The 24,209-nt window shown below is 44.6% G+C and carries 28 protein-coding genes and 2 pseudogenes; 4 read left to right on the plus strand and 26 right to left on the minus strand.

The window, feature by feature from the left end:
• Positions 1-9 precede the first annotated feature (9 nt).
• The 6 genes and pseudogenes from RS881_RS47085 to RS881_RS47120 all read right to left on the minus strand — a co-directional run bounded on the left by RS881_RS47085 (position 10) and on the right by RS881_RS47120 (position 5,839).
• A pseudogene (locus RS881_RS47085) lies at positions 10-896 on the minus strand (DUF5017 domain-containing protein).
• Between the two features lie 21 nt (positions 897-917).
• Positions 918-2,620: pseudogene (locus RS881_RS47100) on the minus strand (RagB/SusD family nutrient uptake outer membrane protein).
• Between the two features lie 19 nt (positions 2,621-2,639).
• A complete protein-coding gene (locus tag RS881_RS47105) occupies positions 2,640-4,220 on the minus strand; it encodes a SusC/RagA family TonB-linked outer membrane protein (protein WP_315817151.1) in 1,581 nt (526 codons plus the stop codon).
• Positions 4,221-4,587: 367 nt separating this feature from the next.
• Positions 4,588-5,040, minus strand: coding sequence for a hypothetical protein (locus RS881_RS47110; RefSeq protein ID WP_315817152.1), 453 nt, complete (start codon positions 5,038-5,040; stop codon positions 4,588-4,590).
• Entirely contained in the window at positions 5,040-5,555 is a 516-nt protein-coding gene (locus RS881_RS47115) for a TonB-dependent receptor plug domain-containing protein (RefSeq protein ID WP_315817153.1), read from the minus strand. Before RS881_RS47115 ends, RS881_RS47110 begins: the two co-directional genes overlap by 1 nt.
• Positions 5,556-5,578: 23 nt before the next feature.
• Positions 5,579-5,839 (minus strand): carboxypeptidase-like regulatory domain-containing protein, encoded by a 261-nt coding sequence (locus tag RS881_RS47120; protein ID WP_315817154.1) that lies wholly within the window; start codon positions 5,837-5,839, stop codon positions 5,579-5,581.
• 172 nt (positions 5,840-6,011) lie between these two features.
• On the opposite strand from RS881_RS47120, the gene RS881_RS47125 reads away from it, so the two are divergent.
• Positions 6,012-7,022 carry a LacI family DNA-binding transcriptional regulator gene (locus tag RS881_RS47125; protein WP_315817155.1) on the plus strand — a complete coding sequence of 337 codons (1,011 nt, stop codon included), beginning with the start codon at positions 6,012-6,014 and terminating at the stop codon, positions 7,020-7,022.
• On the opposite strand, the gene RS881_RS47130 is transcribed toward RS881_RS47125, so the two are convergent.
• The 13 genes from RS881_RS47130 to RS881_RS47185 form a co-directional block, all read right to left on the minus strand.
• Positions 7,014-7,637: a class I SAM-dependent methyltransferase gene (locus RS881_RS47130; protein WP_315817156.1), complete on the minus strand. Its 624-nt coding sequence runs from the start codon at positions 7,635-7,637 to the stop codon at positions 7,014-7,016. The genes RS881_RS47125 and RS881_RS47130 overlap by 9 nt on opposite strands.
• 318 nt (positions 7,638-7,955) lie before the next feature.
• The gene (locus RS881_RS47135) at positions 7,956-8,543 is read right to left on the minus strand and encodes a glycosyltransferase family 25 protein (RefSeq protein ID WP_315817157.1); all 588 of its coding nucleotides are present in this window, start codon (positions 8,541-8,543) and stop codon (positions 7,956-7,958) included.
• 10 nt (positions 8,544-8,553) lie between these two features.
• Positions 8,554-9,261, minus strand: a complete 708-nt coding sequence (locus tag RS881_RS47140) for a polysaccharide deacetylase family protein (protein ID WP_315817158.1) — start codon at positions 9,259-9,261, stop codon at positions 8,554-8,556.
• A gap of 239 nt (positions 9,262-9,500) precedes the next feature.
• Positions 9,501-10,193 carry a glycosyltransferase family 2 protein gene (locus RS881_RS47145; protein ID WP_315817159.1) on the minus strand — a complete coding sequence of 231 codons (693 nt, stop codon included), beginning with the start codon at positions 10,191-10,193 and terminating at the stop codon, positions 9,501-9,503.
• Positions 10,194-10,313: 120 nt separating this feature from the next.
• Entirely contained in the window at positions 10,314-10,604 is a 291-nt protein-coding gene (locus RS881_RS47150) for a DUF4249 family protein (protein WP_315817160.1), read from the minus strand.
• 46 nt (positions 10,605-10,650) lie between these two features.
• Complete coding sequence (locus tag RS881_RS47155; RefSeq protein ID WP_315817161.1) at positions 10,651-11,388, minus strand: DUF4249 family protein; 738 nt, start codon at positions 11,386-11,388, stop codon at positions 10,651-10,653.
• A gap of 6 nt (positions 11,389-11,394) precedes the next feature.
• Entirely contained in the window at positions 11,395-12,342 is a 948-nt protein-coding gene (locus RS881_RS47160; RefSeq protein ID WP_315817162.1) for a TonB-dependent receptor plug domain-containing protein, read from the minus strand.
• Positions 12,252-12,830 carry a hypothetical protein gene (locus tag RS881_RS47165; RefSeq protein WP_315817163.1) on the minus strand — a complete coding sequence of 193 codons (579 nt, stop codon included), beginning with the start codon at positions 12,828-12,830 and terminating at the stop codon, positions 12,252-12,254. The genes RS881_RS47160 and RS881_RS47165 overlap by 91 nt, the downstream gene beginning before the upstream one ends.
• Before the next feature lie 49 nt (positions 12,831-12,879).
• On the minus strand, positions 12,880-13,617 hold the full coding sequence (locus tag RS881_RS47170) for a carboxypeptidase-like regulatory domain-containing protein (RefSeq protein ID WP_315817164.1): 738 nt from the start codon (positions 13,615-13,617) through the stop codon (positions 12,880-12,882).
• A gap of 54 nt (positions 13,618-13,671) precedes the next feature.
• Positions 13,672-14,115 (minus strand): hypothetical protein, encoded by a 444-nt coding sequence (locus RS881_RS47175; RefSeq protein ID WP_315817165.1) that lies wholly within the window; start codon positions 14,113-14,115, stop codon positions 13,672-13,674.
• A 10-nt stretch (positions 14,116-14,125) separates the two neighbouring features.
• Positions 14,126-15,013, minus strand: coding sequence for a FecR family protein (locus tag RS881_RS47180; protein ID WP_315817166.1), 888 nt, complete (start codon positions 15,011-15,013; stop codon positions 14,126-14,128).
• A 33-nt stretch (positions 15,014-15,046) separates the two neighbouring features.
• Positions 15,047-15,220, minus strand: a complete 174-nt coding sequence (locus tag RS881_RS60925) for a sigma factor-like helix-turn-helix DNA-binding protein (RefSeq protein WP_350340027.1) — start codon at positions 15,218-15,220, stop codon at positions 15,047-15,049.
• A gap of 5 nt (positions 15,221-15,225) precedes the next feature.
• A complete protein-coding gene (locus RS881_RS47185; RefSeq protein WP_315817167.1) occupies positions 15,226-15,486 on the minus strand; it encodes a sigma-70 family RNA polymerase sigma factor in 261 nt (86 codons plus the stop codon).
• Positions 15,487-16,283: 797 nt separating this feature from the next.
• Between RS881_RS47185 and RS881_RS47190 the strand changes: the two genes are divergently transcribed.
• The 3 genes from RS881_RS47190 (at position 16,284) to RS881_RS47200 (ending at position 18,226) form a co-directional block, all read left to right on the plus strand.
• The gene (locus RS881_RS47190; protein ID WP_315817168.1) at positions 16,284-16,571 is read left to right on the plus strand and encodes a LysR family transcriptional regulator; all 288 of its coding nucleotides are present in this window, start codon (positions 16,284-16,286) and stop codon (positions 16,569-16,571) included.
• A 29-nt stretch (positions 16,572-16,600) separates the two neighbouring features.
• Positions 16,601-17,032 carry a LysR substrate-binding domain-containing protein gene (locus RS881_RS47195; RefSeq protein ID WP_315817169.1) on the plus strand — a complete coding sequence of 144 codons (432 nt, stop codon included), beginning with the start codon at positions 16,601-16,603 and terminating at the stop codon, positions 17,030-17,032.
• A gap of 219 nt (positions 17,033-17,251) precedes the next feature.
• A complete protein-coding gene (locus RS881_RS47200; RefSeq protein WP_315817170.1) occupies positions 17,252-18,226 on the plus strand; it encodes a YeiH family protein in 975 nt (324 codons plus the stop codon).
• A gap of 39 nt (positions 18,227-18,265) precedes the next feature.
• Here RS881_RS47200 and RS881_RS47205 read toward each other — a convergent pair whose 3' ends face one another.
• The 7 genes from RS881_RS47205 to RS881_RS47235 all read right to left on the minus strand — a co-directional run bounded on the left by RS881_RS47205 (position 18,266) and on the right by RS881_RS47235 (position 24,186).
• Positions 18,266-18,529 carry a sensor histidine kinase gene (locus RS881_RS47205; protein ID WP_315817171.1) on the minus strand — a complete coding sequence of 88 codons (264 nt, stop codon included), beginning with the start codon at positions 18,527-18,529 and terminating at the stop codon, positions 18,266-18,268.
• 239 nt (positions 18,530-18,768) lie between these two features.
• Positions 18,769-19,488, minus strand: coding sequence for a sensor histidine kinase (locus RS881_RS47210; protein WP_315817172.1), 720 nt, complete (start codon positions 19,486-19,488; stop codon positions 18,769-18,771).
• Between the two features lie 154 nt (positions 19,489-19,642).
• Positions 19,643-21,889 carry a ligand-binding sensor domain-containing protein gene (locus RS881_RS47215; RefSeq protein ID WP_315817173.1) on the minus strand — a complete coding sequence of 749 codons (2,247 nt, stop codon included), beginning with the start codon at positions 21,887-21,889 and terminating at the stop codon, positions 19,643-19,645.
• A 66-nt stretch (positions 21,890-21,955) separates the two neighbouring features.
• Positions 21,956-22,711: a sensor histidine kinase gene (locus RS881_RS47220; RefSeq protein WP_315817174.1), complete on the minus strand. Its 756-nt coding sequence runs from the start codon at positions 22,709-22,711 to the stop codon at positions 21,956-21,958.
• Positions 22,712-22,755: 44 nt separating this feature from the next.
• Positions 22,756-23,205, minus strand: a complete 450-nt coding sequence (locus tag RS881_RS47225; protein WP_315817175.1) for a triple tyrosine motif-containing protein — start codon at positions 23,203-23,205, stop codon at positions 22,756-22,758.
• A 142-nt stretch (positions 23,206-23,347) separates the two neighbouring features.
• Positions 23,348-23,671 (minus strand): two-component regulator propeller domain-containing protein, encoded by a 324-nt coding sequence (locus RS881_RS47230; RefSeq protein ID WP_315817176.1) that lies wholly within the window; start codon positions 23,669-23,671, stop codon positions 23,348-23,350.
• Entirely contained in the window at positions 23,668-24,186 is a 519-nt protein-coding gene (locus RS881_RS47235; protein ID WP_315817177.1) for a hypothetical protein, read from the minus strand. The genes RS881_RS47230 and RS881_RS47235 overlap by 4 nt, the downstream gene beginning before the upstream one ends.
• Positions 24,187-24,209 lie beyond the last annotated feature (23 nt).

The following is a 24,209-nucleotide window of genomic DNA, read 5'->3' on the forward strand; positions in this document are numbered from 1 at the left end:
CCGCTTACCTTAAGGAATTATCGTTAATGTAATTTCTTTAAATGTGCTTGCCTGGTTTTTATAGGAAGCGTTGGTGGCCTCAAACACTACCTTATACGTACCTGGTTTTGTATATACGCCTGCTGCTGCATACCTGGTTAAATTGGTTGTAATATTTTTGATAACTATCCCTTTGTCGGGTGATGCGGCATTTGGATTAAAGCTTTTGCTAAGAACCCAGTCATCATCCAGTGCATTGGCACTGCCTTGTAACAATAGTTGGGCGCTGGTGATCGACCAAACGGTTGCCGGATTCTGAAAGCTCACCGCTTTCCAACTGGCTGTTGTCATATTGGCCATAGGTGTTATGGTACCCTCAGGCGATTGGTTATCGGCATTAAAAGTACGGATCACCCAGCGGTTTTGGGTTATTAAGCTGGTAGTGATGTAGCGGAAAGCAATCGTAGCCGATTTATTACCATCTGTAAATTCCGACATATCCACCGCTCCCGACTGCACCTGGTCGGCCCCCTGCGAAAGGTTTACCCTTGAGGTAATATCTGTCCAGGTAGCTGTTTTTACATTGGTAGTATCGTACGTTCCATTGAAATTAGTCGATACCAGCACAGTCAGGTTATTACGGACGCCAAATTGTTGATAGGTATTAAATTTCACCAATAGTTTATTACCGGTTGTGAATAACCTGTCCCTGTATTCATACATGCTGCCCGGCATACCCGACCAAAAACAATATTTTGGGGATCGCCTGTAATGTTAAATGTAATAGTATCTCCTACTTTATAGGTAGTAGCTGTAGTGGTGACATCAAATACAGGTGTCCCTATCTCATCCCGCTTGGTACAGGAAACGGCCAAAAGACATATACTGAAAAAGGAAATGATCTTATTCATAGCCATCGTATTCGGGTTAAAGGATGTTTACCAACCGGGGTTTTGTGCAATAGTAGGGTTCACAGCGATCTCACTGTTGGGAATGGGAAACAATATGCTTCTGGATGTTATCCTGCCAGCCTGTCCAATAGCTGCAGGAGACAGGGTGGCGGGCATGCCAGTCTGGTATTGCGTAACCATTTGCTGCATGGTGCTCACATAACTTCCCCAACGAACCAGGTCATGCTTACGCAATCCCTCATAAGCCAACTCACAAAAACGTTCCTTTTAATAGCTTCCAGGAAATCCACTTGCGCCAGGCCAGCGGGCAGGTCGGCAGTAGCATCCGGTGCGTTGACAGGTTTTCCAAACCCCCTCCGGCGCACCATATTCACTGCATCATAGGCTGCTTGTGTAGGACCATTTACTTGGTTCTCTGCTTCGGCAAACATGAGCAATACATCCGAATAACGGAGCATGGGAAAATTGATCGGGGTAAAGTCCTGGTTCTTGGGTTTAAATAATTCATATTCCCTTCTCCATTTACCGGCACTACGCTCATAGATCTCTGTAGATGCCCAGTTGGTTCTTGTAACTTTCACCAGGGTTCCACCGGAGCCACTCGGTACAAAGCGATAAGGCGCTATTGTCCAGTCCCGCCTGGTATCGCCGGCTTCATAGGCGTTGTATAATTTAGCGGTTGTATGTACATAATCATAAGCAAAACCAGTATCCACGTTGGGACAATACACGCCCATCCAGGAACCCACATAACCACCTTCGCGTATGACTTCCTGGTTATTGCCATAATACTCAACCTCCCAGAGGCACTCTTTGATATCATATTTATCCTGTGCATGGTTGATAAAGATCTGCGAAAAGCTGGGATTCAATGCATGCATATCCGATTGCATCACTTTCAACGCATACGTTCGTGCATCCGCATATTTGGCTTCATCGCGTAAGGGATAACCCGCCATGGCAAGGTATACCCGGGCCAGCATGGCCTGTACAGCTGTTTTGGAAATGCGGCCATTAAAACCATAGAAAGTAATATCACGTGTTATCCCCTCGGCTTCCTGTAAGTCTTTCACGACCTGTGCGTAAACATCTGCTACCGGTGTGCGTGGCAAGGCAGGTTCAATAGGCGATCTGGTGGAAGTTAGTTTCAAGGGTATTGCACCAAAATTGTCCACCAGGGTAAAATAATAGAAGGCCCTTAAAAACAAGGCTTGCCCTTTTACCTCATTCCTGGAAGAATCACTTACCTGTGCACGGCCTATATTATCCAACAGCATATTAGCTCGTTCAATTCCCACATACAAGGCTTCCCAGCATCGGTTCAGCTCCAGCATGGAGGCATCGATGGTATTGGACATATAACCGGTTACCTGGCTTTTCAGGAAAAATTCATCACTAAAGGAAAGATAACCATACAAGGCGCTTCCATAGGTACGACGATCACCCAGCCGGTCATATACAGATGCCAACGCCCTATTGAGGTCTTCCTGTGTTTTATAATAATTATCCGGTGTAATAGAATCCTTGGGTTTGGTATCCAGGAATTTGTTACAGGCGCTGAATATTATTCCAACAGCAATTATTATTACAGCTGTGAGCCATGAGCTGCGAGCTGCGAGGTTTGAGCTGCAAGCCGCTTGACTCGTATGGTTGCTACTGTATTGAGCTCCTTGCTCATAGCTAGCAGTTCGTAGCTTATTCGCAATTGACGATTCACGATGCACGTTCATATTCAAAGCAATTTATTCGTTAGAATGTTACGTTAAGACCTACGGTAATAGTCCTGGCTTTTGGATAAGCCGACCAGTCGAAACCCGGTGTGAGCGCGCTGTTGCGTACAGAAACCTCTGGATCTACTCCAGAATAATTGGTCCAGGTAACCAGGTTTTGTGCCGCAGCGTATACCCGGATACCTTTGATCTTTATTCGCTTCAGTACAGGCGCTGGCAAGTTATAGCCCAGTGAAACTGTTTTCAATCGCAGGAAAGATCCATCTTCTATCACACGGGTAGAATACACATTGGGGCTGGTTACGCCTGCCACCGGCATATTGGTATTTGTATTTTCGGGCGTCCATCTGTTGGCAAATGATTTAAACATGTTGAGATAAGGCCTTCCTTCCATGCCTTCAAATACAAGGCGGTTGGCATTCATAATATCATTGCCATAAGACCATTGGGAAAATACGTTGAGGTCAAAATTGTAATAACGAAAGTTATTAGAGAAACCACCTACATGAACTGGCAAGGGGTTGCCAATAAAGGTTTGGTCATTAGCATCCACTACCCCATCACCATTAATATCTACATACTTCACATAGCCGGGCTTTATAACCGATCTGTCCTGGCCATTATTGGGTACATCTTCTCTCAATACATAGGAACCATTGGGCAACTGGTTAAAATCACTTATCTGGTATAAGCCATCAGACAGGTATCCGAAAAACAAAGCCACCGGCATTCCAGGCTTGGCCAGGTAAGGCAGGGAATTATTAAAGTTATCATTCCAGGCCTGCACACGAGTAGTAATGCTGGGTTGATCATAGTTTAGTTCCAGGATCTTATTGCGGTTAAAGGCAATATTGAAATTGGTATTCCATCCAAAATTCTTATTGTCAATATTCACAGTATTCAGGGTAAATTCAAGACCCTGGTTGGATACTTTACCTATATTCTTAAGACCATTCAGGTACCCGGATGAAGCAGCCAGGGAAGCATTCAGCAACAGGTCACTGGTCTTTTTATAATAATAATCTACCGTAAGACCTATCCGGTTATTGAAGAAACCCAGATCCAGACCTATATCAGTTTGTGCTGTACGTTCCCATTTCAAGAAAACATTGCCCACTTCCACCGGTGCCGAACCTGGTATATGTATATTATTAAAATAGTACCCGGGTGTAGAATTGCCGCTACCATTGGTAAAACCAGTTTGTCTTAACACGGACAGGTAGGAGAAATCAGGCACCCGGTTATTACCGGTAATACCATAGCTCACACGCAATTTGGCATCTGATACAAAAGACAGTTTCTTCATGAATTTTTCTTCACTGATACGCCAGGCGAAAGAGCCCGAAGGGAAATAACTCCACCGGCTGCCATTGGCAAATTTGGATGATCCATCGGCCCGGAAAGCAGCAGTGAACAGGTATTTGGATTTCAGGTTGTAATTCACCCTGCCTAAGAAAGAAGCCTGGGCCGCTTCGGATTCAGACGACATATTCACCAAGGGTGTGCCTTCATCCAGTCCACTAATCCCTAAAGACTCATTGGGCACTTTGTTGGCCGTAAAACCGTCTATAAGCGTCTTGTTTTTGCAAAGTAAAACCACCTACTACTGTCAACACATGGTCCTTGTTGAAACGCTGATTCCAGGTAAGGGTATTTTCATTCAGCCAACTACTAAATACATTATTGTTGATAGAACCATTGACGCCATTTGTAGCGCCATATACTGTACGAGGATTACCGGCCGCCGTTTTGGAGTTATTGAATACTTCCCTGCGTACTGCATTCCTGGTAATTCCACCCGTTACACGGAGGGTTAAATTTTTTTAGTACTTTATACTCCAGGTAAGCATTGGCAAAGAGGGCATTGGTAAAAGCAACATTGTAAGCATTTTTAGCCGATACAATGGGATTAACCCGTAGGTCGGTACTGGAAGTAATATCCGGATCAAAAGCGTCATCCGAGAAACTTAGGTCGGCCAGGAATCGCCCGTGATGGGACGATATCCCCAGGCACTATAAAACAAGTAGGACGAGGCATTAATACCATTATCGCCGCCATTGGTAGCAATTTGTCCATTGGCCTTCAGGGATGAATAGTTTAGGTTCACACCTACTTTCAATTTGGTATTCACCGTTTGATCCAATACGATCCTTCCCTGGTAACGCTGAAAACCACTGTTAACGATAATGCCATCCTGATCCAGCAGGGAGCCAGATAAGGCATACCTGGTTCCGCCATTGCCTCCGCTCACAGAAACACTATGACTTTGCATGGGAGCGGTACGAAATACTTCATCTTGCCAATTAACGCCACGAACATTTTTATAATAGTCCAGCGTTTTCCCATTATCCAGGTACAAAGCGGTGGATTGCGACGGCAGCAATTCCAGTTGGTATTTTACAAATTCATAAGGGTTCATTACTTCCTGACGGTTGATCTCTTTTTGCAAACCATACCAGGCATTGTAAGTAACCACCGGTGCGCCGGCCTTTCCTTTTTGGTAGTAACGATCACCACCCCATTGGCGCCACGGGCCCCGTAGATGGCTGTAGCAGATGCATCTTTTAGTACTTCAATGGATTCAATATCGTCTGGATTAAAGGTATTATTAGAAGGGTTTTCTACAGGAAAACCATCAATAACATACAATGGCGCATTGCTTTGGGTAATGGAATTACCACCACGGATGGTAATGAGGTTACTGCTACCCGGCTGTCCATCTACCGCTCCTACCTGTACACCCGCCACGCGCCCTCCCAATGCATCTTCAAATGAAGCTACCGGCGCTTTTTTAATGTCACCCACTTTTACCTGCCCCACCGATCCCGTAAGGTCTTTCTTACGCACAGTTCCATAACCAATTACCACCACATCTTCCAAATCCTTCAGGCTACTTTCCAGCTTTACATTGTATATAGTGGTAGTGGCAGTCAATTTTACCTCTTTATCTGTATATCCTACAAATGAAAAACAAGGACCGACCCTTGTACATTGTCCACGCTAATGCTATATATACCCTGTTCATTGGTAACAGCCGATGCCGATTTACCCTTTAGCTGAATGGTAACACCGTCCAATGCTTCATTGGTAACAGCGTTGGTGATCTTTCCGGTAATAACCTTGGGCGTAACGGGGCTTTTTGGGCCTGGGAGTTGGCAGTGAACAATAATACGATCGTTAGCAAGGCAAGATGAATTGCAGGCAATAATTTTTTTCATACGGCGTAACTTCTCTAACAAAAATGCCAAATACAGACAGTAAGACAAAAAAGTAATGGCCTATTTATCATGGGAACATTCCCATTTTGCGGGAACATTCCCATCGTGATGCAAATTATCCTTTCTTTGTATCCGGTTAATTAAAATATCATTAATAGTCAAATCCTCATTAATGAAGCGTCATCAGATAACGATTGTAGACATTGCCCAAAAGCTCAACCTCTCAAAATCTACTGTATCGAGGGTATTAACAGGGCATCCCAGTGTAAGTGAAAAACGCGTAAAGCAGTATTGGAACTGGCCGAGCAGTTGGATTATCAACGCAACATGCTTTCCATTAGCCTGCTCAACAAAAAAGCAATACCATTGGGATCATTGTGCCCGAGTTTATCAGTTCCTATTTCCCACAGGTGATCATGGGGGCACAAGAGGTAGCCGCCCGCGAAGGCTACAATACCATTATTGGTCATTCAATGAAAACTATGAAACGGAAGTAGCCAATACCAAACAAATGTTGGCCAGCCAGGTAGATGGGCTATTGGTTTCGATCACCAAAGAGACCAGGAACTTTGACCACCTGAAAGTATTTGAGCGAAAAGGTATTCCCATTGTATTTTTCAACCGCGTTTGTGAAGATATGAATGTGCCCAAGGTGGTGGTGGATGATTATGAAGGAGCTTTTCGCGCAGTAGAACATCTTATCAAGCGAAAGAAAAAAAGAATTGCCCACCTGGCAGGCCCCGATACGTTGGCCATTAGCGTAAAACGATTACGTGGTTACCGGGATGCATTAAAGAAATACAATATCCCCATTGACGAAGAACTGATCATTCCTTATGACCTCACTATAGCAAAAGTAAAGATATACGTAAACCACCTCCTGCGGCTTGACAATCCGCCCGATGCCATCTTTGCCATCAATGATCCAACGGCTATTGAAGCACTGCAGATCGTTAAAAAGAAGGGGCTGCAAGTTCCCAGGGATATTGCTATTGTAGGTTTCAGCAATGATAATATTTCAGGTTTAATAGAACCGGCACTCACCACGGTTTCTCAACCGGTGAAAGAAATTGGTAGTACAGCTGCTCAATTGTTAATTGATCAAATAAGCCGTGATATATCAGAATGGAAATCCATTATTCGGGTATTGAAAACAGAATTGATTGTGCGTAAGTCAAGTTAAGGCATAGCGGCAATAAAGCAGCAAGGTTATGAGCGTTGGCAGGTTGTTTTTACTGTATACCCTACAACACCAGCTTCCTATTTCGTTGCTGGAAACCATTTCATCAATGGACTTGAATTTTGCTTCAACTCCATTCATTACTTTGATATTACTACTTGTTTGAAAAATGGACACTATAATAAAGCCTTCCGGGTTCAGGAATTCCATATACCGGGCCATTAACTGGTTGGGATTCCTGGCATAATACAATACTTCATTAAAAATGATGATATCAAACTTTTCAGCTGGACTGAAATTTTCCATATTGGCCGTCCGGTATTCAGTAGTTGTATCCGCCAGGTGCGCCGCTCGCTGAATGGCGATTTCTGAAATATCAATTCCCAAAAACTTCCTGTAACTATGCTTACTCATACCGGCTTGTAATATCCCTTCTCCACAACCTACCTCCAGGATATTCCCTTTATTAGAATATTTCTTTATGTAATTGCGCACCGCATCAAATCGCATTTGTTCCAGCGGAGATTTTAAGCACTCCCAGTTGCCTCTTACATATTGCTTGTCCCATTTGAATCTTGTTTGGCCAATGAACGACCTTTTAATCCATTTGAATAGCATCGGTTATTAGGGTTTTAGGTGGGGTAGGTATATAGGTCTTTACAAAATACGAACTTCCGGGTATAGAAGGCACCTTTGGTCCTGGCTAAATCAAGCGGAGGCTACAAAACAATTAAACATCAATGCTTCGAGTGGTCGCGTATTGCGCTAACTGGAAGTAAGGGAACGTATTTCATACCTGGCTGTTCGCTGATTAAACAATTTAGGCCGGCCGATATAACCTTTTATTTTATCGGTAGCGATCGCATACGACAATAGATTGTCAGCATTAAATACCACTGGTGTCTGCTGTGGTAGTAATTTTTGCGCCTTCCAGGGTTACTCCGTAGGCATGGGTACAATCGTGGAAACCTGCCCGGGCAATATGTGGAGTAATTGGTCTTGGATAATAGTTGGAAAAATAGCACGTGACAAACGCAACGATGTGTGGAAAGGGAATGTCATGTAGAATATCCGCTTGACCATTGACTTCCAACCGAAGATCTCATTGCCTTCATACCCCAGGTAGAAGACTTCCCAATCGGCTGGTAATTCGGCCGTAATCTGAGGAAAAAGAGGTAGGTTTTCAGTTAGTGGAAAAGCATCATCTTCGAGTATCAGCACCTTGTGGTACTTATTGGCGATGATGGACTCATATATTTTTACATGCCCCAGCGAGCAACACAACATACCGGGATTCATGTCCGACTGCTTTTTATAAATGTCAGTATAGGCGGCAGTATTGTAGATCCCTTGTTGTTTGAGCGATTCGAGGGTGATCTCTTCTTTGTCAATGCCATAGAAAATTTCATAGTTCAACCCACTCAGTTCATGCGTAAAATGCTCTATCCGCTCTTTCAAACGGGGTAATGTGAGTATATAGATCTTGTCGAAATAAGCGTTAAGGGCCCTGAAATCTCTATCCATCGGGGCAAATTTACCCAAACAAGGTCTTTCCTTTGCGAAGTAGCCGTGTAAATTTTTTAAAATTGTTTCCGCCCTGTATATCAAGTCGTTGAATTAGCAATGGATTATTGAGTGGCAGGGCATTCAGCCGGTTACCAATGCGGAATGCTGCTACAATATTACAAGCGGCCAGGGACTTTTGGAATTCCAGGTGTTTCATGGCATTTTTCTTGGGATAGGCCCCATAAGGGAATGCCAAGCAGGGCTGGAAAGGAATGCCCATGGCGCTAAGCGCCGTTTTACACTGGTGCAAATCAGCCTCAACCGCCTTATTGGGCAGTGTTTTATAGCTTTTATGGTCGAAGGAATGCAATCCATATTCTACTAACCCAGGGTCCATGGCCTCAATATCTTCCAGCCACAAGTAAGGAGATGTTCCCATAGTTCCTTTGCCTACTGCCTCCTGCAGAAAAGCTGGAACCAGGAAAATATTGGTCTTCATACCAAATTTTTCAAAGATCGGGTAGGCCGTCGTAAAATTGTCCCGATACCCATCATCAAATGTGATCAGTACTGGTTTTTCCGGTAAGGGGCTACCCAGCCGGATATGGTTTACTAATTCACTCAACAGGATGGTTTGGTAGCCTTCCTGTTGCAAATAATGCAATTGCGATTCCAGTACGTTCGCCGGTACAGTAAGCAGGTCGGCAGTTCCATTAGCACAGACCTTATGATACATTAAAACCCTTAAAGGATGCGTTGCAGGAAATAACAAAATACTTCTTTTGAAATTAGATGTAATAATTTAGCAATCAAGCATATACAGTCTCCCGAACTATAGCAGGCCGCTTATTTATTTGCTGTAATTCTTTCAGCTTTACATATTTTAAAAAATGATAATAAGCAGCAAAAACAGACCAGTAAAAACCTTTCATGCCATTCAGACAATTCCGCTCCAGGAGGTAATACTTAATGAAATTAAAAGGCAGGCCGAACAAGACAGCCATTGCCGATTTTTTTGCCTTTGCCATAGGATATCCCGGCAGACAGGGTTGAGTAGCGGTTAAGCTTTTCAATACATTGGTGAATACTGGTATAGCTGTAATGCAGTATCGTATGCTCCAATTTTTTTACAGGTCCTTCCACCCGGAAACTTTCATGCACTTGTTCGTTCGTGACGCCCCCTTTCTGGCGGTTGAACAAACGCAAGAAGTGGCGACCACTCTCCTTTCCATGCTTGAATTCCCTATCCAGGAAAACAAGGTTCATGGGAAAAGAAAAACCTGCATAAGCAGTATCCGGACTAATGCTCCTGATCTCCAGAACCAATTCATCGGTTGGTATTTCATCGGCATCCACACAAAGCACCCAGTCATTGGTAGCCCTGGCAATGGCATATTGTTTCTGACTTCCATATCCATCAAACGTGCGGGAATACACATCGCAGCCAAATTCCTGACAAATGGCCACCGTATTATCTGTACTATAGCTATCTACGATCACAATTTCATCACACCAGGACAACTTTTGCAAGGTTTTGCGGATGATCTTCTCCTCGTTATACGTGATAATCACTGCACTTATTTTCAGTTCAGTGGGTAAAACTGGTTTAAACTGCACTACCGCACCTGGAATCGTTCCGGCAACCGGTGAAAGTTGGGCATAGCTCATAAAAATGGTAAAATTTAGGCCTTACGATAGTAAAACAGCCGATAAGAGCTTACCCCTACAGAGCAAGTAAAAAATAATTGGTGGCCTTATCATATGTCCCGGCCCATAGAAAACAGGAGACTACCAGAGTTTATCAAAATAGTAGATGCGCTCTCTCCTGGCCGATCCGCCAAATATGCCCAGGCCTTTGCTAATATTTCCCGTGGGAGATGGAAGTTGGTTGGCAGGAATAGATCCAAAATCCGATTTGTATTTTTCATATTCCAGCAAGTAATCGAATAACTCTTTGCTGGCAGCTTTAAACTGGATACGAACCCGGCCTTTTTGCATGGGTTCTGTAGCTACAAAGAATTGCTGGTCTATATAAAACTTAATGGTATAGGATTGTCCATTGAAGGTTTTGTCGGTCATGAACAGTCGGCGAAAAGGGTTTTTCAGGTTATCAAACCGGGCATTTTCAGTATTGGCATCTTGGGTATAAAGCTCCAGCCGTAAAAATTTGTTGATGGATACCGAATCGTTCGACAGATGTACCCCGGGGTATTCTTGACCTGTTCATACAAGTTTTTCCCTTGTGGGGTATTATAATCATATCGTACCCCCGGTAGTAAAAGTAGCGGCCTGGTTTCAACAGTTCTTTAACCACCTCTACGATATAATAATCATCCTTATCAGCCGGATCCTGAACACTGAGGGTTACTGCCAGCACTTTCTTACCCTGGTACATTTCGGTACCAGTATCAACAAAGGCCCATTTGGGAAAAGGAGGAATAAAGGTGGAAGCAGTTACAATACCCATGGTAGGATGCTTAACCTCAATGGAGTAATGGGTATTGGATTTGTATCGTTTCCGATTGGTAAATACAGTAGTGGGGTTAGCCGCAAATTGCCAGCCATAGTTGGGTTGTAATACCCAGGTATGGGTTTTATCTTCAGTAAGCGTTACTGTGGCATCATTCACTTTTTCAAACCGGATAAGACCTCCATTACCCACCTTTATGGTTTTACCCACTGGAATTTTTGCAGAATCGGCAGCCGATATCTCCGCCAGCACCACCAGGTGATCGTCCTCAAACTGGTGGGAGGTAAATCCTTTCTTACAGGAAGTTTGCGTCACCAGCAATAACCCTATCAGCCATAAGCTGCCAGTGGCAGCTTTGCAAAAGAAATGGTATGGAAAAGACTTAACTGACATACTGTATTAAAAAGCGAATGTATAAGAGATATAAGGGGTTACTTTAAAGAATTGGTATTGGGTAGTAACAACCAGCGATCGCTTACCCATGGTTCCTTCCAGGTCATATACATACTGGTTGGGCGATCCATAAATATTGTAGATACCCATGCTGATCCTTGAAGTAAGGCTCTTATTGTACTTTTGTTCATAGGTGGCTGCCAGGTCAAGCCGGTGATAAGGAAGTGTACGGTACTGATTGATGGCCGAAGAATGGTAAATAAGCCGGTATTCCTTGGGCGACAATGGATTGAATATCTGCTGGGCATCATCAAAATCAGGATACCCCCTATCAGGCAAAGTAAATACATCGCCTGTTGAAAATGTCCAAATTGTTGAAAAGTTCCAGTGCTTATTAAGCCTGTACGTTCCGGCCATATTCAGGCTATGCCTTCGATCGTATTTGAAAGGAAATTTCTCATCATTGTTAATGCCTTTGAACTGACGCCAGTTCCAGGACAAAGTATAGCCCGCCTGCAAATACCATTTGTCGGTCGATTTCTCCATTTTAACTTCCAATCCATAACACCATCCTTTGCCCGACTGTACATTTTCTTCCCAATCGGCTGTATTCAAAAACAGGTTTTTGCCTTCCACGTAATTGGTCACATTTCTCAGCTCTTTGTAATACACTTCTGCTGTTAACATAAACTTCTTCCTGTCGCGATAAATGTATCCCAGGTTGACCATATCCGACTCTTCCGGACTCAGCATTTTGGTGCTGGGCACCCAGGCATCACCATTCACACCCAGGTATGGATTGGTAACCAGGTGCAGGTATTGGGTCATGTGGTTATAGGAAAAGTTGAGTTGGTGGCGCTTGTTCAACCGGTAGGTAGCCAATAAGCGGGGCTGCCAGGACGTGTAATTAAACCCATTGTTGTTGAAATGAGATACATGTATGCCTGGCCGCACAAAGAATTGCTTATCGGGCCTGATCTCGTTTTCAAAGAAGAACACAAATTCCCGGAATGAGAGCGGTGGAAAGTCGGAAAAGTCATCTGGTTTGTCAAAAAATCAGAAGAGATATTGGAATCAAAGGGCTTCACCTTCGTAAAGTTGGCCTTGAGGCCGGTAACAAACCGTACATTATTAGTGGCGGTGAATTCAAGCCTGGATTGAACGTTGAACCGCTGAATAGAAGAATAAGTATTGTACACCCGGTTCTGCCTGGAAGCGCCTGTACTATCATACAGGTTATACCTGAAGCCCGCGATATTTTTGTATTGACTAAAATTGACGGAGCTAGTCAGGAATGCTTTCGGAGCCAGGAGCCTGTTCCAAACCAGGGAAGCCGTTCTATTGCCCCATCGTTGTACATTATTGGTATAATCCCGATGCAGATTTAGGTCATCCTGGCCCGAATACACATCTACCATCAACTTATCTTTTTCCCGATCCACTGCGTAAACTTTACATGCAGATCGTAAAAGTTGACGCCAATCCCAGAGTTCATAGCCCGCAACAGGGGATTGATCCAACTATGGCGGAAAGAGACCATGATGGCCGACCGGTCTTTTTAATGGGGCCTTCCACAGTAAATGATCCTGCCAGCACACCTGCATTGGCTTCCCCTTTCCACTGCTGCATATTTCCATCCTTGGTAACCACATCTATCACGGATGACAAGCCACCGCCATACCGGGCCGGGAAATTACTTTTATAGAGATGGAGTGATTTGACGGATGTTCTATTGATGATGAACATGGTACCCAGCAGGTGGGTGGGGTTGAATACCATATTACCATCCAGTAAGAAAACATTCTGATCTGGGCTGCCACCTCTTACCAGGAGGCCATTGGTTATTTCAGGAATATTTTTTACACCCGGTTGCATGTACAGAGAACGTACTACATCGGGTTCGCCCAGGAACATATCTTGTGCAGCTTCTGCACTGCTAGCAAGGTTATCCGGATTTTGCCCGGTTCCATTTACGGCGGTAACAGTTACTTCCTGGATTTGGCTTTTAGGCTCCAGGGTAAGATCCATCCTTATATTTTCCCGCAGGTCCAGCTCCACTTTGCGACTATTGTAGCCGGCATAAGAGATCAATACTACCTGTTTTCCTTCGGGCAGTAGTAAAGTATAATGCCCAAAACTATTGGACAAACTGCCTTTTTGAAGTGCGGGCTGCCAAATGGTAGCATCGGCCAGGGGGCTCTCCGCTGACGGTTTCTTTGATAAGGCCATACACAGCATAGTAAGAAATAAAGAAATCATCAGGCAGTGGAACAGGCGAGGGGATCAGGATGATCTTATTGTTTTTTCCAGGATACTTATCTTTTGATCTTTCAGCACTTGTTGTAGAACCGCACCCAATGTAGCAGGTGCACCGGTAAGTGTAATGATCTTAGCCGTATCCAGGTTATTGGAAGAATACTCAATAATGGCTTTGCCACTATGATTAATATCATCCAGAAAATCTTTAAGGGGGCTTTTTGAAAAGTAGGAGTATACGAACGACTGGAAAAGACCGACTTCTGCGCCCATGCAATATGCTGATAACAGCATAGCAATAAAAGTATGCAACTGATTCGTTTCATGCCTTAGTTCCTGTAAATTGCTGGTTGGGGTTGGTGCAGATGCCCAGCAAAGGAAGCTAATTATTTCATATAAAAACGAATTCATTACCTTCTTTTTCATGTCCAAACCCGTTACGAGCCTGATTTCTTCCAAAGCCTGTTCCAAAGGCTGGTTATTAAACCTGACTGTTACTGTATGGGGAGCGATAAGGGGCTTTTGCTGGGGGCAAGGCCGATGGGCACTTCATAATAATCCTGCATTTCTTCCAGCACTTGCACAAGGGGGTGTTTTTAAAGTCGAGCAAGCCCGTATTCCAGGCTATAAAGTTGGAATCGGTAACCGCACTTTGTTGAAATTGATCATTTTGCAATACAGTACGCTGGCCAGCGGTTAGTTCTACTTGCTGTCCTGCCAGGTGTTTACTGATAACGCACACTTTTCCAGCTACTACGATCACCTCCTCCGTTTTATCGTCGGCATTTACCAGGAAAGAGGTCCCCAATACCCGCACCGCGGCATGGTCAGTCATGACAACAAAAGGTTGATGTTCATCTCTTTGTACAGTAAAAAAGGCTTCGCCTGATAAGCGGATCAGCCTTTCTTCCCCCTCAAAATGAAGGGGGTACCTTAGGGTGGCGCCTTTTCGCAACAGCACTGTGGAACCATCCGGCAATTGGAGGGACTTATTATTATTACCTGCTGCCAACTCCTGCCAGGAGGTTCGATAGTGGTTCCATAAGTAGCCCCCCACAATTAGCAAGCCTACAACGGCGGCGGTCACAGCCAGGCGACGGGGGTATAAGTTGAAAGTACGGCCTGTAACTTCACCCACCTCAGCGGGCTTTGTTTTGGCTTCTATCCTGGCCCAGGCTTCATCTGTTTTAAAATTATGTTGCTCCGTAAGGCGGATGCTTTCCTCCCAGGCTTTTACCAGTTCTTCATATTCCTGCTGGTTGGTGGGATCTAATTCCAGCCATTGCTGTAGCTGAGCCTGATCTTCGGCAGTAGCCCGGCCATTGAGCTGCTTTGCAATGATATTTATAATCGTATCACCTGGAATCATTTCTATACTTTATTGGTATAATAACATAAAAATTCAGGATACCCCTATCCGTTTAGAAAAGAAAAGCAAGCTAAGCGCTAAAATACAAGCCTGTTTGCCCCGAACATAGGAACGCAATATCCTGAGGGCCTTACCCATATGGTTCTCAACCGTTTTTACAGATATGTCCAGGGTTTCACTGATCTGTTGATAAGTAAGGTCACTCACCCGGCTCAAGATAAATACCTCCCGGCACTTGGGGACAGGTTATCCATGGCCTCTTTTAATAACGTATCATAATCCTTACCCGTATCCACAGTTGCCCGATCTTTTTCCCCCGGCAGGTCTGCCACATCTTCGTCCCTAAGTGTACTAATAATGTTCTTTTGCTTTTTCTCCAGGAAACTTAGACAATTGTTGCGTACTGCCCTAAACAAATAGAAATTCAGACCAACTGTGCCGATGAGTTCCTGCTTTTTCTCCCATATCTTCAAAAGGTTTCCTGCACAATGTCTTCACAGGCATTATAATCCTTCACCAAGGTATACGCATACCGGCATAGGGGCTCATAGTAAGTATAGAATGCCTCTTGAAAATGCTGATATGTATTCTGCGTTGACATGCAACCGGTTAAACGGATCTTATCCGTGAAAATACCATAAATGATGGAAATGGAAAGGCCGCTATTTTTATTTCACACAATTCTGGCAATTTAACCGGGGATACTTGTAAAAAAATGGTATTCAACAAAATGGTGTACACTTCATAATCTAGTAACATAGTTATACGTTTAAAATTGATATGCTTAAGCTACAACTGACCCCTGCCTGTATTGCCCTATTATTCCTGCCCCCTTTCCCCGCTTGAGGCCAATTGGCTATCGTAAAAGAGAACAAGATCATAAAAGCCCAATTTATTCACGCTTTTTTCGCCCTGTCCAGGGTACCTATGTAGCCATCAACAATGGTTGTGGAAAGATGTTTTATGAAGGGCTATTTAAATGCAACAAGCAAACATTGGTGGCAGCTTCAACCGGATACTGCAGTACGACTATACTTAAACCATAGGCCGCCAGTTTTCTCCCCGTGCCAGGTTTGCTTCATTTGATAACGTACTGATCTATGCCGCATATCATTATGGGATCGTTGACAACTTTAAACACAACCTGGCGATTATAAAATTGAATTAAACAACAGAAAAAGGCATACCGAAATGGAGCCATAGAACGATATTTGTATGGCCTATTCGCTCTTGGCACAGGCCAATAAGAGACAAAAAAGGCTATACGATCATGATTTTTGATTTTCGCCTACAGGTATTTCATACAGTAGCCAGGCGGCTTAATTTTACAAAGGCTGCTACAGAATTATTTATTACACAGCCCGCCGTTACCAAGCATATCCGTGAACTGGAACAGCAGTTGGGCATCCGGTTGTTTGAACGCAATGGCACGCGCATTAAATTAACTACTGCGGGAAAAACCTTGTTACAGTACACAGAACAATTGTTCAGGATCTACCGCAACCTGGAGTTTGAAATGAGCAACCTCTCCCACCGTACCAGTGGGCAGCTCGAATAGGCGCCAGCACTACTGTAGCTCAATATGTATTGCCGCCCATCCTGACAGCATTTCACCAAAAGTTTAAAGAAGTACGCGTAACACTGCTCATCAACAATACCGAGCAAATAGAACAGGCTTTGTACAACAAAGAGATCGATCTGGGCATTATTGAAGGCCGTTCTAAAAATAAAACCGTTAAATACCAGGCATTCTTAAAAGACGAGATCGTACTGGTATCGGGCATCAACAATCCCCTGGCCCTTAAAAATGCGATCAAGCCCGAGGAGTTAAAGAAAATCCCCCTACTCCTGCGGGAACCCGGTTCGGGCACGTTGGAAGTAATCGCCCATGCTTTACAACAGCAGGGCATTGCCATGACACAGTTAAAAGTAGAAATGGAATTGGGTAATTCGGAGAGTATTAAAAGTTATCTACCCACGCCCCCTGTATGGCCTTCCTTTCTATCCATGCCGTACTAAAAGAATTGAAACACAAGGAATGTTGCATCATTGATGTAAAGGGACTCCAAATAGAAAGGCATTTTTATTTTGCCCTCCCGCATGGAGAAACTGAACCACTGCCTACCTTATTCATGGAATTTGCCCGCCATCATAACCAGAAGTAATGAGCCATAACTTATTACCATTTCATTCCTGACTGCCCTTACAGGAACTTTGCCTTCATAAATACAAGAGGTTATGGAAGCAGCGAATAAGGCAACTACCACGGCAAAGAAAAAGATCTGGGATCGTACCATTACCACCCGGGAACTTATATTCATAGCAGCCATTGTTTTATGCCTGTCACCGCTGATTAGTCCACCTATTGCCCTGTTGATGGGCTTTGTGATTGCCCAGTTCATTGGCCACCCCTGGTTGCACCTCAACCATAAAGCTACCCATTTGTTATTACAGATCTCGGTAGTGGGCCTCGGATTTGGCATGCAAGCGGGTAGTACCCTCAAGGCTGGCAAAGAAGGCATTTTACTGGCAACCGCTTCAATCCTTGGTACCTTGCTGGCCGGCGCTTTACTGGGCAGGTTGTTCAAGACCGACAAGACGAGCTCCTGGCTCATCGCTTCCGGTACGGCCATTTGCGGCGGTAGCGCCATTGCCGCTGTTGCTCCAGTCATTCAGGCCCGTGAAAAACAATTGTCGGTGGCGCTGGGTACCGTATTTATTTTGAATGCAGCCGCCTTGTTCTTATTCCCCGCCATTGGCCATGCATTACACCTATCAGAAAAACAATTTGGCTTATGGAGCGCCATCGCTATTCACGACACCAGTTCAGTTACCGGTGCAGCCGCCAAATACGGCCCCCAGGCATTGGAAATTGCCACCACAGTAAAGCTGGCCCGGGCGCTATGGATCGTTCCTGTGAGCCTGCTTTCGGGTTTCCTCTTCAAAGGAGGAAATAACCGGATAAAGTTTCCCTGGTTTATTGGACTGTTCATAGCTGGTATTGTATTTAACAGCTACGTTCCGGCAGTAGCTGCCATCAGCCCCTACCTGGTGGGCGGCGCCAGGGCTGGACTCACGCTCACCCTTTTCCTGATCGGTTGCGGACTAAGAGTAGAAGTGTTGCGGGCTGTAGGTATTAAACCGCTGTTGCAAGGAATTGTATTGTGGGTGCTGATTGCTGCAGGCTCCCTGTGGGCGGTATTACACTGGTAATATCCCAAAGCAGAATAAGAAGCGTCGCCGATGCCCTAATTATTCTATCGGCAACAACACAGTTACAGCAGTTCCTTTATCTGGCTCACTTGCCACTGCAATAGTACCTTTCAGTTTGCGCACAAAGTCACGGATGATGCTGTAACCTAGATTGCCTGTTGCTTCGGTCACAAACAGGTCTTCCCCTTCTGTCAGGCGATTTTGTAATCTCTGTAATGCTGCAGGACTCATTCCTTTACCTGTATCGACTACCTTAAGCGACCGTCGATGGTTTGCCGATAGGGAGGCACTTAACCTAATCACGCCCTGCTCCGTATGCTTGTGGCATTATCAATTAAATTATGAAGTATGATCCGTAGTAGTTGCCGGTCGGCCCAGGTACTCACCTCCTCTTCCGCGTCTATCTCCAATTGATTATGATTCCAGGCAAGGATAGGCTGGTAAAACTCGCAGGCTTCTTTAACTAGCGGTAGAGTAAATACCTGCCATTGATTTAATTTCGTAGGCTTTAGCAACCGTTTTTATACACCGCTAAACAGGCATTATATAGGAAAGGAAATGGTAACAGTGGTGCCTTTATTAAAAACGCTTTCCACCGAGATATGTCCTTTCAGTTTATTAACAAAATCTCTCACAATCCTGTATCCCAGGTTACCCGTACTATCCGTAACAAAGGCATTCCTTTCATCTTCCAGCCGGTCTTGCAATTCCTGAAGTTCTGAATGACGCATACCTTTTCCCGTATCTACTACTTTGATCACCAACCGGTCATCAGATTCCAGGTAAGCACTCAGCCTGATCATTCCATTTTCAGTATGCTTATTGGCATTGTCAATAATATTGTGCAATATGATACGCAGTAATTGTTTATCCGTCCACATACTGATATCATCCGACACACCTACTTCCAGGGTATTTTCATTCCAGTTCATGATATTCCGGAAAAAAATAGCAACCTCTTCAAACATTTCTTTTAGATATACATGCTCATTCCGTAACCTGAACCCGGTTTGCTGTGCATTTAGCCATACCAGGAATTCACGCGTAAATGCATCGAGTTGATCGGTCGACTTCTTCAATTCAGCGGTCAATGCAGTCAGTGGCTGGTTATTGCTTGTAGAAAGTGCGTTATGCAATTGGTTACTAACCAAATTCATAAAGCGCAGCGGAGAGCGTATATCGTGCAGGATGATCGAGGTCAGTTTATCCTTGAGTAAATTACTCTGGTGCAAGCTTTCTTCCGATACTTTCAGTTCCGCCACCGTGTGCTCTAATTTTTCTACTATAATATCCTTATCCCTGGTACGCTGCTGTACCTGTTGTTCCAGGATCTGTTCCCGTTCCCTGGCTTTTGGGGACGCCGCTTATTGTACATATAAACACCCCCTGCCATCAACAGCGTCCCCAGCAATATCATCAATACCAGGAATTTCCAGGTCTCATAAAAAATGGGGCAATCGTAAATCGTTGTGTTTTGCTGGTATAAGCATGGGCATCGAATCCATGCCGCAATCGTATATCGAGGGTATAAATACCTGGACGCAGGTAATTGATCACAATATTATTATCTGCCGGTACGGGTGTCCAGAATTTATCAACTCCCGATATCCGGTATTCGGGGAAGAAATTATCTCTATTGCCAAAGAAGGGGGATGAAAAGAGAAAACCCATTTTCTTTGAACCTGGTTCAAATTGTATGTCTCCCTGGTATTTCACTTCCTGTGTATCCGCCATTACCCGGTCTATAAATATATCCTGTACAGGCAGGTCGGGCTCCACTCGTGAAGGATGGAACCATACAAGCCCCATCATGGAAGGCAGGGAGAAACTCCCATCCTGTAGCGTGATACCTACCGGGCTGCTGCCACCATTAAATTCATTGGAGCCAAAACCATCATTCCTGTCGTAGTAATGGTAATATACCTGCAGGCCTTTATTGGCAATCCAGGCCTCCAACATTTGTTTGGCTACCTGGAATAAACCTTTATTGGTGGGTATCCAGAAGTACCCTTTGTCATCTTCCATAAAGCAATGAGCAGTGGCCAGGCTGTGTTTCCTATCTTGTGGCAAGGCTATAAAACGTCCATTCCGATAGGTAAAGAATCCTTGTCCATACGTACCGATCCAGATGGTTCCATCCTTTGCCCGGTATATATTACGTACATAATGCTTGGCCATGTCGTGTTCAGGCGTAATGGTTTTCGTCTTTATATGATAGCTATAAAGCCCATCTGTGGTACCCAGCCAAATGGTACTGTCATTTAAAAGGAACATACACTGGGCACGGCCATAATGAGGGTAATCGGAATACAAGGTTTTCATCTGGCCATTGTCGATCCGTGAAAGACCGCTGTTGGAGCAATACCAGATGGTGCCCCGATCATCCTCCAGGAGGCTTTTAAGGTGCGTATCGCTGGGTACTATCCAGCGTTTCTGTTCCTGTAATTTATTATTGAGACAAAGCAACGTATCACCCGCCATGAGCCAAACCTGCTGCTTGCTATCCTTTAACATCGTATTCCACACCAGCAGGTCGTTAGAATATATGCGCCTGGCTTCATTGGCTGTAAACAACACCCCATTGGTGGTCAGCACTTCCATAGGATTCACTTCTACCGATGCCGTAAAGCTATTCTCAATAAGACCATCTTTATCGGTAAAGCTGCGCACAGTAAAAGGCTGGTTCCTGATCAGGTAAAACCCCTTGGTGCTCGTGCGCAGTATGTACATGCCATACCGTTTGGAATAATAAATATCTTTGGCCAGGGGCAGGGAGAGGTCTTTTAACAGCAGCCTGGTATGAATAGCGCGGCCATCAAAGCTGAGCGCAAATAGTTGTCCCTCATATTGCAGAAAAGTACCCATTTTATTAGAACAAAATACGAACTGCTTCAGGCCAGGCATCTTTTTACCCGTTGCCAGTATATTTTGGAGGGAAAATGACAAATTGATCTTGCTGCCCGCTTTATATACGCTGATCCTGCCAATAGAATCCACTGCAAAAAGCGTATTGTCTATATAAAAATGCCGCCACTCTTCTTCATCATAATAATCTACAGGAAAAAAATGCCCATCCTTGAAATAACTGATGTCGTGTCCGCTTACAAACCATACATGGCCATTGCTATCCTTATAGAACTCATGCATAGCCAGGTAAAATTTGGTATCCTTTACCGTCGTCATGATCCTGATGGAATCGGCTTTGGTGTTGAGGTATTTGCGTAAATCGAGCGTGTAGCCATGCTGGCTCATCAGGAAATTAAAGCGGGCTCTGGCCCCCGGTACCAGCTTGATCAGCCCATTGCTATCGATAAGATGTACCCCTGTACTTTCATCCCCAAAATAAACCATGTTACTGGTATCACTGTTCAACGAATACAACCGGTTGGAAGCAAGAGAGGGCAAGTTACCCGTATAGTAGTGCATGAAATCCCGTCCATCAAAACGAACCAGGCCAAACTGAGTGGTAAACCAGTAATAGCCTTTCGCATCTTCATAAAAACCAGTAACATCATTGGAGGGCAGGCCGCTTTCATCATCATAATGGGTGATATGGTAGCCCTTAAAATATGGCGGTAGCTGCTGCCGGGCAATCAAGCAGGCGGGTATCAATAAGAAAAAGACTAATATGGTTAGCAGGCCATGCCGCTTTATTACACCCATAGGCACAGGTTGACACAATCAACGTTCAGACATTCATTAAATATATACCAAAGCCGTGAAACCTGGTCAGGATACCGGAAACAGGATGGTCACCGTAGTACCAGATCCCAACCAGCTCTCAACAGCAATCGTTCCTTTCATGATGATCAAAAAATCGCGGATGATCCTATAACCTAAGTTACCCGTACCATCCGTTACGATCTGGTTCTTTCCATCCTTGAGCCAGGTTTTCAGCATTTCTAATTCTGAGACTGCCATCCCTTTACCGGAATCGGCCACTTTAATGGTTACCTGTTGTTCTTTTGAAAAATAGGCACTTATCCAAACAGTGCCCCCATCAGTATGCTTATTGGCATTGTCCACCAGGTTATGCAAAACGATCCTCAGCAATTGCCGGTCGGCCCACAAGCTCACTTCGGGTACTACATCCAATACCAGGTCATTGTTGTTCCAGCCAAGCAGGTTACGATAAAGGCCTTCGGCCTCTTTCAACAATTGCTGCACATCTATGTACTCCCGCTTTACCTTAAACCCCGATTGTTGGGAAGAAAGCCATACCAGAAATTCCCTGGTGAATATGTCGAGCTGATCAGATGATTTTTTCAGTTCGGCGATCAATGCTTTTAAGGATTCAGTATCGTCCATGACCAATGCCTGGGAGAGTTGATTACTGATGAGGTTCATAAACCGTAAAGGCGACCTGATATCATGCAGGATAATGGAGGTAAGCCGGTCTTTCAACAGGTTACTTTGATGTAAGTTGTCTTCAGTATCCTTTAGGTTCGATATGGCTTGCTGTAATCCCTCGGTTCTATAGGCCACCAACCGCTCTAATTGTTGTTTACTTTCTATTAATTGCCGGTGGATTATTGCTTTTTCCTGTTATGGATCAGGAGGATCACCAATGCCAGGGCGATAGCGCTCGCAATGGCTCCCAGTATCTTGAACCAGGTTGTTTCATGCCAAAAGCGAGCAATGGAAAAGGACAATACCTTGCTGGTATAATTACTGGCGCCAAAGCCCTGCCGCAGGCGAATCTCCAATTGGTATTTACCGGGAAGCAGTGAACTAACAACAATCACATTATCTGCAGGAACCGTCATCCAGGTCTGATTAGAACCCTGTATCCGGTATTCAGGAACATAATTGGCCATATTGCCAAAGAAAGGAGAAGAGATGTGGAAACGCATATTGCGGGCGCCAGCCTCAAACCTTATTGGCTGGCTAAGATCCATAACCAGGGTATCATACTGTACTTTATCAATTTGAATAGTGCCCGCTGGCAATATCGGTTGCACTTGCAGGGGTTGAACCATACCAGCCCCTTCATAGATGGAAGGGAAAATGTACCATCCTGCAACCGGAGGCCCACCGGACTACTGCCGCCGTTGAATTCCCTGGTGATAAACCCATCGTATTTGTCGTAGTAATGATAATATACCTCTCTTTCCCTATCCTTTAACCAGGCTTCCAGCGCCACTTTTCGCACTTGCAGCAAGCCATAATTGGTAGGTATCCAGAAGTATCCATTATCATCTTCCATAAAACAATGGGCCGCAGCCAGGTAGCCTTTTTATCCAGTGGCAAAGCAATGAACTGCCCATCGCGGTAAGTATAAAATCCCTGGCCATAGGTGCCAATCCAGTAATTCCCATCCCTTGCCTGGTAAATATGCCGAACATACTTGCCAGCCATAGCAGCTACAGGCGTAATCGTGTTGTTCTTTTTATGAAACATATATAGCCCCTGGGTAGTGCCTATCCAAAGGGCTGTATCATTCAAAAGGAATAAACATTGCGTACGGCCAAATTTTTATACCCCTGGTATACAATATGCAGTTGCCCGCTGTCTATCCTGGCCAGGCCCTCATCCGTAGCATACCAGATGGTACCAGCAGCATCCTGTTGTATACTGGCTAACCGCGAGTCGGTCAGTTTCCACCATTGTAAAGTTTTGAGGTTGCTATCCAGGCATTTCAGGGTATCCCTGGCTACCAACCAGGTATGCCGGTCACGGTCTTTAAGCAGCGCATTCCAGGCAATACTATACAGCGGATAAACCCTTACCACCGTATCGGCAGTAACCAACAGCCCATTGGTGGCCAATACTTTCATCGGTCGGATTTCAGTAGTAGCTGTAAAACTGTTCTCCATCCCCTCTGAAAAGCTGTGCACCGTAAAGGTCGTTCCCGTACCAGATAAAACCCACTGGTACTGGTACTCATGACGTACATACGGTACCTGCTTGAATAATAGACGCCATTGGGAATGGGCAATTGCAGGTTGTGCAATAACCATAAGGGGCGAAGCTCCTTTCCGTC

It is taken from the genome of Paraflavitalea speifideaquila (assembly GCF_032395985.1).
Taxonomy (GTDB): domain Bacteria; phylum Bacteroidota; class Bacteroidia; order Chitinophagales; family Chitinophagaceae; genus Paraflavitalea; species Paraflavitalea speifideaquila.